Origin of the sequence: Parabacteroides sp. CT06 (assembly GCF_002257605.1) — a bacterium.
GTDB lineage: Bacteria > Bacteroidota > Bacteroidia > Bacteroidales > Tannerellaceae > Parabacteroides > Parabacteroides distasonis.
The window spans coordinates 4,152,501-4,168,047 of record NZ_CP022754.1 but is presented as its reverse complement, the minus strand read 5'-3'; the positions used below and the strand labels follow the sequence as shown (position 1 = coordinate 4,168,047).

12 protein-coding genes, 2 tRNA genes, 2 rRNA genes and 1 pseudogene (1 of these 17 running past the window's edge) are annotated in these 15,547 nt (G+C 43.3%); 4 read left to right on the top strand and 13 right to left on the bottom strand.

Features of this window, described 5'->3' with window-relative positions:
• Positions 1–9: 9 nt before the first annotated feature.
• From CI960_RS18540 to CI960_RS18490, 13 genes and pseudogenes are all read right to left on the bottom strand, one after another.
• Positions 10–1,728 (bottom strand): hypothetical protein, encoded by a 1,719-nt coding sequence (locus CI960_RS18540; protein ID WP_005861426.1) that lies wholly within the window; start codon positions 1,726–1,728, stop codon positions 10–12.
• A gap of 2 nt (positions 1,729–1,730) precedes the next feature.
• Entirely contained in the window at positions 1,731–2,471 is a 741-nt protein-coding gene (locus CI960_RS18535) for a hypothetical protein (protein WP_005861427.1), read from the bottom strand.
• 12 nt (positions 2,472–2,483) lie between these two features.
• Entirely contained in the window at positions 2,484–5,855 is a 3,372-nt protein-coding gene (locus tag CI960_RS18530) for a hypothetical protein (protein WP_005861428.1), read from the bottom strand.
• Positions 5,852–6,256: a GPW/gp25 family protein gene (locus tag CI960_RS18525; RefSeq protein ID WP_005861429.1), complete on the bottom strand. Its 405-nt coding sequence runs from the start codon at positions 6,254–6,256 to the stop codon at positions 5,852–5,854. The genes CI960_RS18530 and CI960_RS18525 overlap by 4 nt, the downstream gene beginning before the upstream one ends.
• 12 nt (positions 6,257–6,268) lie before the next feature.
• Positions 6,269–7,636 (bottom strand): type VI secretion system tip protein VgrG, encoded by a 1,368-nt coding sequence (vgrG, locus tag CI960_RS18520; RefSeq protein ID WP_229045751.1) that lies wholly within the window; start codon positions 7,634–7,636, stop codon positions 6,269–6,271.
• A complete protein-coding gene (locus tag CI960_RS23750) occupies positions 7,606–8,025 on the bottom strand; it encodes a hypothetical protein (protein ID WP_005861433.1) in 420 nt (139 codons plus the stop codon). Before CI960_RS23750 ends, vgrG begins: the two co-directional genes overlap by 31 nt.
• A 5-nt stretch (positions 8,026–8,030) precedes the next feature.
• Entirely contained in the window at positions 8,031–8,687 is a 657-nt protein-coding gene (locus CI960_RS18515; RefSeq protein ID WP_005861435.1) for a hypothetical protein, read from the bottom strand.
• 3 nt (positions 8,688–8,690) lie between these two features.
• Positions 8,691–8,858, bottom strand: coding sequence for a hypothetical protein (locus tag CI960_RS23500; protein ID WP_005861437.1), 168 nt, complete (start codon positions 8,856–8,858; stop codon positions 8,691–8,693).
• The gene (locus CI960_RS18510) at positions 8,849–9,352 is read right to left on the bottom strand and encodes a phage tail protein (RefSeq protein ID WP_005861439.1); all 504 of its coding nucleotides are present in this window, start codon (positions 9,350–9,352) and stop codon (positions 8,849–8,851) included. The genes CI960_RS23500 and CI960_RS18510 overlap by 10 nt, the downstream gene beginning before the upstream one ends.
• The gene (locus tag CI960_RS18505) at positions 9,352–9,804 is read right to left on the bottom strand and encodes a phage tail protein (protein ID WP_005861441.1); all 453 of its coding nucleotides are present in this window, start codon (positions 9,802–9,804) and stop codon (positions 9,352–9,354) included. The genes CI960_RS18510 and CI960_RS18505 overlap by 1 nt, the downstream gene beginning before the upstream one ends.
• Positions 9,805–9,840: 36 nt before the next feature.
• Positions 9,841–10,284, bottom strand: a pseudogene (locus CI960_RS18500) (phage tail sheath C-terminal domain-containing protein); the annotation flags it as partial.
• Positions 10,232–10,891, bottom strand: coding sequence for a hypothetical protein (locus CI960_RS18495; RefSeq protein WP_005861445.1), 660 nt, complete (start codon positions 10,889–10,891; stop codon positions 10,232–10,234). The pseudogene CI960_RS18500 and the gene CI960_RS18495, both read right to left, overlap by 53 nt.
• Before the next feature lie 90 nt (positions 10,892–10,981).
• Positions 10,982–11,518 carry a DUF4255 domain-containing protein gene (locus CI960_RS18490; protein ID WP_005861447.1) on the bottom strand — a complete coding sequence of 179 codons (537 nt, stop codon included), beginning with the start codon at positions 11,516–11,518 and terminating at the stop codon, positions 10,982–10,984.
• Between the two features lie 888 nt (positions 11,519–12,406).
• On the opposite strand from CI960_RS18490, the gene CI960_RS18475 reads away from it, so the two are divergent.
• The 4 genes from CI960_RS18475 to CI960_RS18460 all read left to right on the top strand — a co-directional run.
• Positions 12,407–13,931, top strand: a 16S ribosomal RNA gene (locus CI960_RS18475).
• 151 nt (positions 13,932–14,082) lie between these two features.
• A tRNA-Ile gene (locus CI960_RS18470) sits at positions 14,083–14,156 on the top strand.
• Positions 14,157–14,166: 10 nt separating this feature from the next.
• Positions 14,167–14,240 (top strand) — tRNA-Ala (locus CI960_RS18465).
• Positions 14,241–14,346: 106 nt separating this feature from the next.
• Positions 14,347–15,547, top strand: a 23S ribosomal RNA gene (locus CI960_RS18460) (it continues 1,678 nt past the right edge of the window).
• The 16S and 23S rRNA genes sit together here with 2 tRNA genes alongside, the layout of an rRNA operon.

Here is a 15,547-nt window from a genome sequence, read left to right as displayed (position 1 = left end):
AGGGTAAATTTAAAGTTCTATATTTATTCGTATCAGATTATTCTTTAAGATTTCTCCGGTGCGGTCAATCTCTTTGTCGTCTTTATCGGCCCACGCTTTTCGCCATGCCTTATAGTCTTTGACAAATAGGGCTAGCTCTTTCGGAGGAAGCCAATGAACCGTGAATCGTAGATGTGCCGGTATCTTCTCTCGCAAGAATTCTTCAAGACGAAGCTGAAAATCCGGCCGTTGCCGCGTACGTTTTGTTTGTGAGAGGATTGCCGTTAAGGTAAATTCCCGGGAGGGGACTGGATGATCAGTCGCCTTCGGTGAATGCAGGAGTATGTTTTCCAGAATGAAAATTTGCTCTTTCGCATCTTCCCATCCGAGTATGGAATAGAGATATCTTTCCAATCCGGAAAGGGAGTCTGCGTCGAATAGATTACAGCCTAGATACCGGTCCCGGATAAGTTCCGGTAGTTGTCGCAGGAACCGGACTCTTCGTTGACGGTTTATCTCTTTATGGGAGTAGCGGAGAAAAGGCTGGTTGCTATTTTCGCCGTAGATTTTATCCAACGTATCCAATAGCAGATCTTTGTTTTGTTCCATAGAAGCGGAACCGGGGGTTCCCATATTTAAGGCCATCCAATCTTTTAGATGGTTCATTTCTTTATGTCCCTCCGAAAAGAGATGGTCGAATATAGAAAGATATGCCTTGAATGAATCGGTAAACGAGTCCTTGTAGCAAATCGGGAAATCATTTGTGACGCTATAATCATTCAGATGGATATGGCGACTGTCCATGAGGATCGATTTGGCTTGTTTTTTCTGTTCTCGTATCGCATGGTTGATATTATTCCGCGAATGCAAACGATTCAATACTTTTGTGGCATTAATCTCTACTGCTTGTTGGTTTTGGTAAAGTCGTATCTTGATTTGCTCAGGGGAAGATAATGCTAATGTATAGGCGTATTCACCCTCTTCAAAACCTTGAAATTCCAAAGAGTGTATCGATAGAACCCCTTGTATCTGCTTGATCCCTTTGAAAAGCTTGTATATGGGAAGCGCACTACCTGTATAATGACTTCCCGGTGCGAATAATTGAATCGCCTCCGTATAAATGGCGATCAAGGTTTTTTCCGGAGAGATGCTACCGTCTATATCGATATTTCCAATAAGTAATAAAGGTTTTCTTCTTACGAAATGGATTGCGTGTAGGGCTTCTCCTAAATTCCGGTTCGCGTGATATAGTTCCTCAATCTTTTCCTTGATTTTCTTTTCTTCCTGTTTGTGTTGATCTTCTGAGATAAAGGACGAGAGTTCTATAAATAGGTCGAACCATCCGTGGCAGATCTGATCATTGGATCTATAAGGGTGGATTTGCAGGTCCGATAAGTTCATTAAGTAATCAGTGTTATCTAATTGATCTAAAAAATGGTCTCGGTAATCTTTGGGTGTCACAGGGGCCATCCCGGAAACCCGTTCAGGACTGAACAAGCCGTAATCCTCCGGATTGAAACGATTATTCGATCCGGTGAGATATTGTTCTAATGGGAAACTCATTTGGTAATCCAATTCGCTTAAGGCGTAATTTAAGATGTCCAGAGTCGTGATTCCCGGGTCGTGCGGGGCATGGTCTGTCCACAATTGTCCCGAAAGCTCCCGGATTGTTTCCAAGGCATTCTTTTGGAGGTTATCGAATATGGATTCCTCCGTTTTTAGTTCTTGCAGGTTGGGCAGATCATCCATGGCTATTCTTGATTAAAGGTGTTTCTCCGGTCGGAGGCATCCATCCGGTAATCTTTCCATAAATCGGTTATCTGGAAACAAACAAAGATGTTGTCTCCATAATCCCGTCCGCTACGTATTTGCAACTTGCATTTTTGTCCGGGGCCGTACCAACGGAATTTGATCTTGTTAAAAAAGGAACCGAACCAAGATTGATTCGTACGGATTTTTCGATGTTTCCCGTAACAATGGATAGCCGTGGCTTCCACCAATGCGTATTGTCCGCTTTTTAACTTACCGCATCCAGCCATGATGCGGTAGGCACGACATCCTTCCGTTGGTATTTGCAGGGTATGCCATTCGCCATCTGCGGGAAATTTACCCCGTATCGCGCCGTCGAAGCGGGTTGCGGAAAGACTGCCGTTGATACGTATATCCATACCGGGTTGGTTCATCTCGATACGACCGTTTGGATGAAGCGATAGTATCGGTTCATCTTGCCCTTGACGTATGATATGGAGTTGGCTATTGTTACCTAGGTATATTTTCCACTCAGGAATATTGTCTTGTATGTTCGTGAATAAGCTGATGACGGGACTGTTTTCCTTGGAAGGAGCTAACCGTAAGCCATCATCCGGATTTTTATCGATCCCGTCGTCGGAAATATTGACCATGGAATCGATTAATTCGTAGAAATGCTTTTGGTTGGGCATACTTCCGCGCTTAAAGTATTCTTTTAGTGTATTTCTGTTTGTACGAGGCATATCCGGTTTGTTTTATTTGTTAATAATAAAATTACTTCCAACTCCTAAATATCCGAGTCCGAGTTGTTCCAATAGTTCGTCTTTTTGGTCAATATATAGCAAATGCCTATCAGAAGGAACTAATATGCACCAAGGTTGGGAAGGGCTAACGTTGAAATTTTGCCTAGCCTCTTCCGGGTAGCGGTTTAGATAATAGCTCTTTTGTTGGTCTTTTGCCGTATATACGACATGCGCTACGCTTAATATATCAATGTCCACGATGGCTTCACACTCTCGTATGGAGTTATAAAGATCGGTCGATGAGAACGAAAGCCCAAATACCGGGATCTCTTCCTTATCTCGCCAAGGTGCGATACAATTATTAATGCGTGCCTCTGTCTGGCGGAGTATATCTCCTACGGGATATCCGGGCTTTATCCGGAGGTTACAGCAAACGGTTACTTCCTCGTAGACCGGAGTGATTGCATCAACGGTAATGAACGGACTTGTCTTGTCACCTATATAATCTTCGATTCGCATGAGTAGCCTATGTTCGCATAAAGGCAAGATCTTTTTATCTTTCTCCTTTTGCATCACGACCAATGTTACGATCGGGCTCCTGTTTTGAGCTTTACTGTCTATTCCGGGCAAGCAAAGTACTTTTTCGACTTCGGGGAACTGAGCCAATGTTATTTGCTCGTAATTCCTAGGCAATACAGCCCGGTTCCGATGGGACATCTCTTGGGTGATCCGGAGCCGCATATCCTCTGGCGTTTCCGGCGAACGTCCTCCTTTAGCGGGTATGATCTGGTAAATATCCGTAAGTCCCGGCATACTTTTCTCGAAAGAAACGAGTCCCGTGAAGCTTTCGAGTTCCTCACCGATCAGGGCTTCCATTTCTTCGGGGATTTCTAACCGGGCTTTCACTGGGTTTAGATAGACATTTCGTATGGATGAACAATTTTGCGTGTGGCAAGATACTTTTGCCGAAAGCCAGAAATCTCCATTTATGTCAAGCATTTCCTCGCTAATAGGTGAGGGAAGCAGGATGTCTACCAAACCTGTATTCAACAGATTCCCGGTTGTATCGGAAAGTAAATTACCCGGTTTGATAAACTCCCATTGCTTGCCGTTGAAGAAAGACCATTGTACGCAAGGAAGATATTCTTTTTCGATTTCCCGTTTCAAGGCAGCCATCTCGAAGAATAAACGGATCTGGTCGTTACCGATCAAGTTACCAATACCGAATAGAATAATCCCATCTTCTGTGGGTACTTCCACCATTGGGAACGGATGACGTAGATCGATTTCATGTAATTCCTTTTGCCTCAATGGATGGATATGATAGATACGGCATCTATCTCTTGGGGTATCGCCATTGAAAAAGTATTCTTCCTCGGCGCTATAACCGATACCTATACTTTCAATCATAGGGTTGTAAGGAGGTTTGGGCACCGGGGTCTGTTTACGGGTATGGCTGTTTCTTATCATGATATCCGCAAAGAGCATCCGGTACTCCGTCTGCCCGAATCCGCCGTTCGGATCTGTGAGTCTAATCCTGAAGAAGCCTTGCTGGGCTTTCATGTATTGATATTGCTCTTCTTCCGTGGAGACCGTAATGTTTTTGAACGGTTTGTCGTAAACGATCTCGCTGTACTCCGAGAGCTTTCCCCTAGGGGAAGTATGCTTGTTTTTCGTATTGAAGAGACAAGATGTACTTTCCGGTAATTTTACCCATTTCTGGTCTGTTAGTTTTTCCCATTCAACTTTGAAGGTGGTATTATCGATAGGTGTCTTATATGCTTGATACAAATCATAGAAACCTCCTTCCGAATAAGGTAGATCCGCCCATTGCAAAGTAATACCCATGGATTGGATAGGCTTGATCGCTATCTCATAATTACCGAATGCGAACCATGAGCCTTTTTGAGCTTCTAACCCGAATAAAGGGAAATGTACGCTTGCGTCTACTTCTCCCAGAGGATTATAGATTTTCAAGGATGACATGCCGGATACATGTACCTTTATCTTTAAGCTAGTAATAAAAATACGGTGTACCCAAGAGTAGGGGAATAACCAAGCATCCGTGTTCATCAATATACGGAGCGCTGGGTTCCGTGTTTGGCAACCATGAGCTTCAGAGCAAGGTGTTGTAGGGTCGAATTTCTCATTAAGGACGAATTTCAGATAAAAGGAGTTTTCGTTGATGAATGTCAAGGTGTAGGCGTATATCGGGGCCCAACCTTTCTCTGTGCTTAACTCCAATAGGAAAGCGTCGTTTAATACACGCCCGGTTTCGTGGGAAGATTGTTCCGTAGTAGCGATTAATTCTTTGAAATATGATATGGAGTCTTCTTCTAATCCGAATGTGATATGTATATCCCGATGTCCTTCCCGAAGTAATAACATGGGAGATTCGATCATCAGTCCGGCTTGTATAGAGGATTGGTTCTCAAAGATTAGCTCTGAGTCCAGATTGGGCTTCTTAGAAGGAACGTTTCCGATCCTGTCATTCAACTGTTTTTGCCAGATGGACGTAACGAAGCCTAATCGGCTCGCTGGATATTTTTTCGGATCTTTTTCCAATAGTAACGAATGTATACTCGTTATTTTCATGTCATTGACCGAATAATCTTCGTCCGTACGATAACAAAATTGGATATCTTGCGCAGGAAATGGTACCTGTGTTATAATACCTGTACCCTTGGGTAACTGGGCTTGCCGTGCGGTATTATTCTTCACGGCGATAAACCAAGCGGAAGGAATAATCGCTTTTTGGGGAGATTCCTTCAATATTTGGTTGACATAAAATAACGGATAAGCTTCCCAGCGTTTATTGAACTGATCTACCAGATATTGATAGTTTTTCAAGAAAGCGATTAAAACAGCTAATGAGGGATCGGTCTCTCCGCTTTTAGCGATTTCTTGGATGTAAATCTCCCGTTTGTTTTGTAAATTGCGGAGGATACGTAATAATAGGTAGAGACTTCTACGAACCGTTTTAGGATTGGATAGGGTTATTAGCTGAAGTCTCTGGTTATATTTCTCCATATCCAGAAATAAATCGGACATGGAATCTCTAAAGATCCGATGATTCAATCTTTGATACCAATCAGAGAACTTATGGTATAGAGCGTTTCTTAGATAGGTGATTTCTCTGTTACTTTCCGGTGAGTTCTCATTTTGCCACAAAATGAAACTCTGTTCGATCCCGATTGTATCTGTTTGCTTGATCTCATTGAGTATGGCTAAGGATTGGTAATGATATAAAAAGGATGATTTCGAAAAGGCACGAGCCAATAAATTGGAGAGATTTTTCTCGAGTACTTGAAAAGGCTCATGTATCCGGAAATCATTCTCCAATTTTTTTCTTGTCAATCCATCTTTATTCCATTGTTTATTCATCGGTTAGAATCAAAATAGATAGGATAGGTCAATTCTTGTTGGACATTATTCATACGTATCGTATAATAAAGTTCGATAATCAGAATGCCATCTTGAATCGAAGCCTTATTAATTTCTATGCGATCAAGCGAGACTCTAGGCTCGTATAAGAGAACAGCCTTCTCAATAGCGCTTTTAATCATGGTCTCCATGGTAAGATCTAATTGTTCAAACTGATAACGATATAGTTCCGTACCGTAATCCGGACGATGTATTCGCTCCCCTGTGCGAGTGGAGAGAAGGATGATCAAGCTTTGCCGGATGTCTTCTTCATAATTAAACATGCGGGTGGGATTATCATTATGGCTGAATTCTGGGGGGAATGCCCATCCTTTACCTAAAAAACTATTTTTATTCTGCATAAATCATTCGATTTAATTAATCATTACAACGCCTCCTTTTACAACGGTTTGGCCGGATGCGGATATTTCGGCGGTGGCAGACCCTTTTACTTTAACTCCCATTTGTGCGGAAACCTCGATATTCAAGCCATTTATCTTGGTATCTTGCTTAGACTTGGATTCGATACCCATTCCTTCTGTCTTGACATTCCCTCTTGCCTTAAATATGAGATCTTTGCCGGATTCTACCATAATTCCGTTTTTATCCATACAGACCTTGTTCTTATTAGCATCGGATAACAGAATTTGCTTTTTGTCATCATCCAATATGAGCGTGTTCTCTCCGGGAGTCCCTATTGTGATAATCTTTTTATCATCGTCCAAAGTAATTTTCAACTGGTTTTTTGTAACAATTGTCTTTAAATTATTTTTTGGATCTAAAGAAACCGGCGTTTTTCGTTTGCGACTGTACAAACTTCCGATAATCACAGGGTGGCAGGGGTCCTCATTGATGAATTGCAGGACTACCTCATCATCGACTTCCGGTAGAAATAACATGCCGACCCCATTGCTTGCGTACGGACTGACCGGCCGAGCCCATATCTCCGTCTTCTCACATTGTAACAAGGGTATATCGACTAATATAAAATTCTCGAAATCTTTATTATCTCCGATCTTTTTAACGATCCCTATTTGTAATCCTCGTATACCGGGCAAAAAACCACTAGCTGCGGGAGCGACTACATCGGGCTCTTCGGTAATGACTACCGGATTGAAACCCATATAGACTTGTGTCTTCCATTCGCCTCCTTGTAGTGTATGTTCTACTGATTGAACAAATGCGTTTCCACTATAATGTTTGCTTAATCCTTCTAATTTGATAATACAGCCCGGAATAATAGACGCATTCCCGTAAATTGTGATGGAGCCTTGAAAACGTGCCAGACCGCTCCATAAAGCTTGCGCATCGGCCCAAGCATGTAAAGAAGCGTCGCCGATGGGAGCGTTAGTTTGATAAAGCATCACTTCATTTGCCAGACCGGATAGATCCTTTGCGGCGATATCGCCTTGGGCATTGAGAGGAGGTTTGCTGGCGGTGGCTTTGATAATTTGTTGACGGCTCACGTCCCAAGCGCAAGCTTTTGTATCTGTGTATTGCTCGGAAGCGGATATAGAACCATCGAAAGCGATTAAATTATCTCCATAGGTGATGGTTAAGACCGGGGAGGCGGATACATTCGGTTTACATACCTTGACTTGTTTACCGTCAGTGATAACGACTAATCCGTTATTTTGTGCTCGTGTGAGTACAAAATCCCAATCTGTACAATAGTATTGTACCAGTTGTGGAATTTCTATACCGGTGCTATCTACTTTGGCGGAAAGCCCGTATTGTCCCAGAATCTTCTTGATAACGGTATCATCTTTACTATTTTCATATACATTATTTTTACGTCCAAAGTTGCAGGATATGCGAAACCCCTACATTCTAAAATAAATAGAGTTTGTTGTTCGCTATTGATTTTTAACTGATGGGTTGTAACGCATCCCTCAAATAAGGTGTTGACCTTATCTGTTGGACCCGCTTGAAACTTAAGCTCCGTACCCGGATTGAATATTTTGTTGTCTGGTATTTCAAATTGGCTGTTGTCGATAATATCAGCGCTGATGGAGATCGTTGCTTTATCGATCTTATTACATGCTCTGTATATTTTTGCATTGATTACGGAGTATTGCTCCGTAACATCTTTACTATTTAGGAATAGTTTGATTATAAATGAATTATCCATATTCATTATATTTTAGGGAACCATAATTGAGTTCCGGGTTTTATATCTCTAAAGCTGATTAGGTTATTTATGGAGGCAATCATTGGAGCATAACCAGAATTTTTATATTCTTTTGCGCATAACCCGATTAGACTGTCTCCTTGTTTAAAAGTAACGAATTTACCCTCAGCTTTTTGATTTTTCTTTTTTGCTTGTGTCTCTCTACTACTAATCGCCTCAGTTAGTGACAAGGAGCCTTTAGCTCGTAAAGGATTGCCATTGGGCGAGAATAAGGTGTAATCCCAATTTAGGCAGGTTAATCTCCCCTTGAAAATGAGACTCCCGCAAATTACTTTAAGGAAGCAAGGGCTGGGTGGATCGATCTCCGCGCTAGGAAGAAAAATGATATTCTCCAAATCCTTGATCCTTTCTGTCACGGTTTTTTTCCCCGTCGGGATAATACCGGTACCATCGAAGTGTATATCAAATGAGAGAGTGGAGGGGTTGGTGTGTTTATACTCCGGTAGTTGCTTATCCTCTTTTATGCTTTCGTCTTTCTTATAGGAGGTAGATTTGCTTAACTTATAGCTATCCGGATTGATTTGGACGGTGATACTACCCAATTTCTCGCCACCTTTGTATTCAATTGATTTATATGCCTCGATGATCAACTTTTGGTTCATGTTTTACCGCTCCTTTCTACAAGAAAAAAGGTTTGACAAATCTTTCTTGGCCTCACGAATTACCTCCTCTTTGATTTGTTGTATCAAATCACGGGAGAGAGGGAGGTCGGGTTCCTTTTTCTGCTGTGTCACTTTTGCGGACACTTGGATTTCTTTTATAGTTATAGCCATTGCTTAAATTGTTCTTTTTTCGTATCTTCTGTATCTCTTATCGACATACGGATCAAATTAGTATAAGCCATCTCCAATGTTTCAATCACCAGCTCATTCTTTTGGGAATTCAATGCGCTAATGTCCCATTTTACAGGGTAAGCATTGAGCACAGACCAATTATTTAGGGGAAAATGCCCGGCATCCAGCAATGATATAGTTAAATTGACGGGAACGATCTGGGCACTTCCATTATTTTCCAATACTTTAACCACATATGTCTCTAGCACATGAGGCAAAGGCATTAAAGAACGTTTCAACACAAGGTTACCGTGCTTTCGTCGGGTAGGCACCTGATAGCTAAAACTGTTTTCTCCCCCTTCCTTAATCGTTTCTGTCTCCATTTCAAGTTGTAGTCCCGAGACCTCTTGGAAAGAGGTCTCGATCAATCCTTCGAAAGTCACGTTGAAATAAAACGCTACCGGAGGAGGGACAATATGATCAAACCTTAGCATTAAGCGTTTTCTATGGTCAATCCTTCATGCGCTAAATCTAAGGTTTCGATGGCAGCCTCGTTTCCATCGGATTTTAAGCTGACACCGGTAACCTTAGTCGGCCATGCGTTCGATAATTTCCAAACCATCGTAGGGCTTCCTGCTTCATCCAGTAAGCTGATTGTTACATCTTCTCGCTGTATTGTGTTCATTTTTATCTTGTTAAACCAATCGAATAATTTGTTATCCGCTTTGAAAACCCCTTTCTTTAGACTGACATTGCTCGTCTTCTTCAGTCCCGGCATCTTGATATTTGAGAAAACCGGGCTATTACCATGTCGGTACTCAATTACTTGGGCTTCCATATCCAGACCAGATACCTCTTTAAAAGCGATTTCCCCGAGGCTACCTAATTCTACCTTAAAATAAAAACTGGGTAACGGCCATACATTATCTTGTGCTTCTCCTGCCATATTCGTATTTTTTAATAGGTTTTAATTCTTAAATTATCAGCTTTTTTGCATTTGTTGTTGGAATGTGATCTCGATAAATTCCGCAGGTCTGGTAATAGCCACGAATACGGATATCCTGAGGATACCTTCCAGAATATCCTCCGGAGTCATCGTGTCTCCCAATCCGATATGAATGCTATATGCGTCTTCGGGGGAAGTTCCTGCTAATCCACCTCGTTTCCATACGCCCCGTAAGAATCCATCTATCATACTACGCATATTTACCCATGTATTTACTACATTCGGTTCGAATACATAGGCACGGGCGGCGTTCTTGATCGATTCCTCTAGGAAGATCATCGTACGCCTTACGTTAATATAACGCCAGTCTAACGAGTTACCATCCATCGTGCGGGCACCCCAAACCTTGATTCCTTCACCGGGGAAGCTACGTATCGCGTTTACGGCTTTTCCATTCATCGGTACGTTCAGATCTTCTTTGGTAATAAGACTCTTCCTTAATCTTTATCGGATATTCTGTGCTGATACGAAAAACGTCCTTATCCATGAAACGGATTTGCTCGGGATTCTTGAAGCTAATATTTTCCGGTCCATTATCCTCCATAAAAATATCCATTGACGCATTTTCTGGATTACGAGGTATCAAGATAAAATCCCAATAGGCTTCTTTTGTGTGATAATGGATTTCTTTCTGTATTGGGCATTTCGTTTCTAATAATTCTTTGGTAACATGAATGATCACATTGAGCCGATTCAGTCGGTTATCGATAACACTTAATTGTATATCTGAATCATTTAGCTCTTCCGGTAGCAGGGATTGTGTATACAGTAAAAAATTCGGATCTTTTGAATGTGCTTGAAACTCAAGGTTGAGACCATCCGGGGAGGTTGAAAGGTGATCAAGAAGCTCTTCTCGATCTCCAATTAGTGCATATTGATTTCGCCCCGTTTGCCTAAAAGGATATTTAGGTCCTCCTAATACGACTCTATTCGTTCTCCTGGGTTCTATCTCGAAGATTTCAGAAGGAATACATTCATTATAATATTCATGACTAAATATAATGTTAATTAAAAAGTCAAATTTCATCATTGGTTTGTTTTATCGTTATAATATTCCAAAAGTAGATAAAAAGAATATGGCATGATATTAAATACTATATGTTTGATAACATTATTTCTAATTTATTTTTTGACTTGATATTCGTTGTTTTATATCCTTGATTTCTGTTCCGTCAAAAGATATGATTCGTGCTTTACATAGGATTGATGGATAATAATGCCCTCCTAATATACTCCATATATTGCTGAGTTCTTGCATACTAATTGTTATGGGCTCGAGCGTTATGGTACCTTGGTCTGGTAATTTAAGAATGGAATTTTGTTGTAAGAAGGAGATTGAATCCAATAATATTTGTATAGATTCTAAGTATCTTTTAGATGAAAAAACAGCGGCAACCATAATATATATATTCAAGTACCATGGTGGAGATGTTTGTTGGAATGTGTTATTTTTTGTGTTCCTATAGGGGGCAGAGATTCCCATTGCTGTCTCTCGCTCTATATTCACGATAGAAAGTATGATTTTATCCGATTGATCCTCATTTGGAGTCGCATCAATACTTCCGGCTTCCACTATAATTTCTGCCCGTTCATAATAGCTGGAAAGAAATTCGTTCATTTTCTCTGCGAGTGTGTTTATTAATACGTGTATCATGGTCTTTTGCTTTATTTGTGCTAAAGGTAAGGAATAAATTTGTTTTTCTGCTTTATAATTTCATTGTCTGAATTCTTTCTAGCAAATTACCTTCGTTTCGATTCGTGATAAGAATTAAAATCGTTTTTTGATTATCATAGATAATTACGTCTTGGCGGTTTCCTGAAAAAGATTGAAAGAAAAGTTGATCCTGAGATTGGGCTATGCTTATTGTGTATTTTTTATCTACTCTTATTTTCTATTATGTGACTTCGGAAAAACACGTACGACTTTTTTCGAAAACACGTACGACTTTTCTCATAAACATGTACGACTTTCCGGTAAAACATAATCGTGTTTTTAAGCTGTTAATGTTCAGTGATTTATATTTTTGTATCATTCACGCACTTATTGTATGGAAAATTATCACATCGCCACTCAATAAATCATATATACCTCCATGTAGAAGTGCGGCACGCTATGTCTCTATAACAGGATGTCTCCAATAGGGTGAGAATCGAGTAGTATGGCTTTATAACACGTACATTATATAACTTGTTAAGTCTTGAAAAAAAACTTGAAAAATAATGCTGAAAAAGTTTGGAGGTTATGTTTTATAACACTACTTTTGCACCCGCATTCGAGAGAGAACGCCGGTACAAAATGATGAAACAAACTTTTAGAAAAAAAAGTTCCGGAATAATTTGGAAGTTTAAAATAAAAGTCCTTATCTTTGCAGCCACGTTCGCAAAACGAAAGCGACAGAAGAGTTCTTTGATAGATTTACATAATTCAACAAGTAGTACAAGTATTGGAGAAGAGATTCTCCGGATTAATACCGTCAAAAGAAGTATGACTTTGGACTACGATAAACGGATTCCGGAGCGAGGATATGATAAAACAATTTAAACAACGAAGAGTTTGATCCTGGCTCAGGATGAACGCTAGCGACAGGCTTAACACATGCAAGTCGAGGGGCAGCGGGGGTAGCAATACCCGCCGGCGACCGGCGCACGGGTGAGTAACGCGTATGCAACTTACCTATCAGAGGGGGATAACCCGGCGAAAGTCGGACTAATACCGCATGAAGCAGGGGCCCCGCATGGGGATATTTGCTAAAGATTCATCGCTGATAGATAGGCATGCGTTCCATTAGGCAGTTGGCGGGGTAACGGCCCACCAAACCGACGATGGATAGGGGTTCTGAGAGGAAGGTCCCCCACATTGGTACTGAGACACGGACCAAACTCCTACGGGAGGCAGCAGTGAGGAATATTGGTCAATGGGCGTAAGCCTGAACCAGCCAAGTCGCGTGAGGGATGAAGGTTCTATGGATCGTAAACCTCTTTTATAAGGGAATAAAGTGTGGGACGTGTCCTATTTTGTATGTACCTTATGAATAAGGATCGGCTAACTCCGTGCCAGCAGCCGCGGTAATACGGAGGATCCGAGCGTTATCCGGATTTATTGGGTTTAAAGGGTGCGTAGGCGGCCTTTTAAGTCAGCGGTGAAAGTCTGTGGCTCAACCATAGAATTGCCGTTGAAACTGGGGGGCTTGAGTATGTTTGAGGCAGGCGGAATGCGTGGTGTAGCGGTGAAATGCTTAGATATCACGCAGAACCCCGATTGCGAAGGCAGCCTGCCAAGCCATTACTGACGCTGATGCACGAAAGCGTGGGGATCAAACAGGATTAGATACCCTGGTAGTCCACGCAGTAAACGATGATCACTAGCTGTTTGCGATACACTGTAAGCGGCACAGCGAAAGCGTTAAGTGATCCACCTGGGGAGTACGCCGGCAACGGTGAAACTCAAAGGAATTGACGGGGGCCCGCACAAGCGGAGGAACATGTGGTTTAATTCGATGATACGCGAGGAACCTTACCCGGGTTTGAACGCATTCGGACCGAGGTGGAAACACCTTTTCTAGCAATAGCCGTTTGCGAGGTGCTGCATGGTTGTCGTCAGCTCGTGCCGTGAGGTGTCGGCTTAAGTGCCATAACGAGCGCAACCCTTGCCACTAGTTACTAACAGGTGATGCTGAGGACTCTGGTGGGACTGCCAGCGTAAGCTGCGAGGAAGGCGGGGATGACGTCAAATCAGCACGGCCCTTACATCCGGGGCGACACACGTGTTACAATGGCGTGGACAAAGGGAGGCCACCTGGCGACAGGGAGCGAATCCCCAAACCACGTCTCAGTTCGGATCGGAGTCTGCAACCCGACTCCGTGAAGCTGGATTCGCTAGTAATCGCGCATCAGCCATGGCGCGGTGAATACGTTCCCGGGCCTTGTACACACCGCCCGTCAAGCCATGGGAGCCGGGGGTACCTGAAGTCCGTAACCGCGAGGATCGGCCTAGGGTAAAACTGGTGACTGGGGCTAAGTCGTAACAAGGTAGCCGTACCGGAAGGTGCGGCTGGAACACCTCCTTTCTGGAGCTTCAGGATTCCGTACCGAGGTCATACGAGGTATTGATCCCCTTGTGCTGCTGTTGAGATTATGTTTATATATAGATCTTACAGACCGGGAGGCCGGTCGGAGAGAAAAAAATGACGCTGGGACGTAAGTCTTGGCAAAGTTGACAGTCCTATAGCTCAGTTGGTTAGAGCGCTACACTGATAATGTAGAGGTCGGCAGTTCAACTCTGCCTGGGACTACTCCGAATGAGGGGGATTAGCTCAGCTGGCTAGAGCATCTGCTTTGCACGCAGAGGGTCAACGGTTCGAATCCGTTATTCTCCACACATCCCGCGAGGGAAAAAGGATCTTTGACATATTGGACATCAAAAAGAAGAAACAAGTAGAGCGAGCTTAAGATATATCAACCCGTGCGTCAAGTACGAGGTGAGAGAAAGTAAGCAAGGGCAGACGGTGGATGCCTTGGCTCTCGGAGGCGACGAAGGACGTGATAAGCTGCGAAAAGCCCGGGGGAGGCGCAAATAGCCGTTGATCCCGGGATATCCGAATGGGGCAACCCGGCAGGCTGAAGGCCTGTCATCCCGAAAGGGAGGCGAACGTGGGGAACTGAAACATCTAAGTACCCATAGGAGGAGAAAATAAACAATGATTCCGTAAGTAGTGGCGAGCGAACACGGAAGAGCCCAAACCCATGTCGTCTAGGCGACACGGGGGTTGTAGGACCACGACGTGGCAAGATAGAGTCAAGTGGAACGCCTTGGAAAAGGCGGTCATAGAGGGTGAAAACCCCGTACACGACTGACGATTGAAGCCTAGTGGCATCCTGAGTAGCGCGGGGCACGAGAAATCTTGCGTGAAGCAGCGGGGCCCATCCCGTAAGGCTAAATACTCCCGAGAGACCGATAGCGAACCAGTACCGTGAGGGAAAGGTGAAAAGAACCCCGAGCAGGGGAGTGAAATAGACCCTGAACCCGTCTGCCTACAAGCGGTCGGAGCGTCGTAATGACGTGACGGCGTGCCTTTTGCATAATGAACCTACGAGTTACCTTCCCCGGCAAGGTTAAGTTCTTGAGGAACGGAGCCGAAGCGAAAGCGAGTCTGAACAGGGCGCCAAGTCGGGGGGGGTAGACGCGAAACCGAGTGATCTACCCTTGGCCAGGTTGAAGGTTGGGTAACACCAACTGGAGGACCGGATGGGTAAGCGTTGAAAAGCTTTCCAATGAGCTGAGGGTAGGGGTGAAAGGCTAATCAAACTCGGAGATAGCTCGTACTCCCCGAAATGCATTTAGGTGCAGCCTCTTTATAGTATATCGTGAGGTAGAGCGACTGATTGGATGCGAGGGCTTCACCGCCTATCAAGTCCAGATAAACTCCGAATGCGCGATATATATTTACAGGGAGTGAGGGCGCGGGTGCTAAGGTCCGTGTCCGAGAGGAGAAGAATCCAGACCACCGGCTAAGGCCCCCAAATGATCGTTAAGTTGAACTAACGAGGTCGGATCGCAGAGACAGCTAGGATGTTGGCTTGGAAGCAGCCATTCATTTAAAGAGTGCGTAACAGCTCACTAGTCGAGCGATCTGGCGTGGATAATAATCGGGCATAAACGATCTGCCGAAGCCGTGGATGTCGC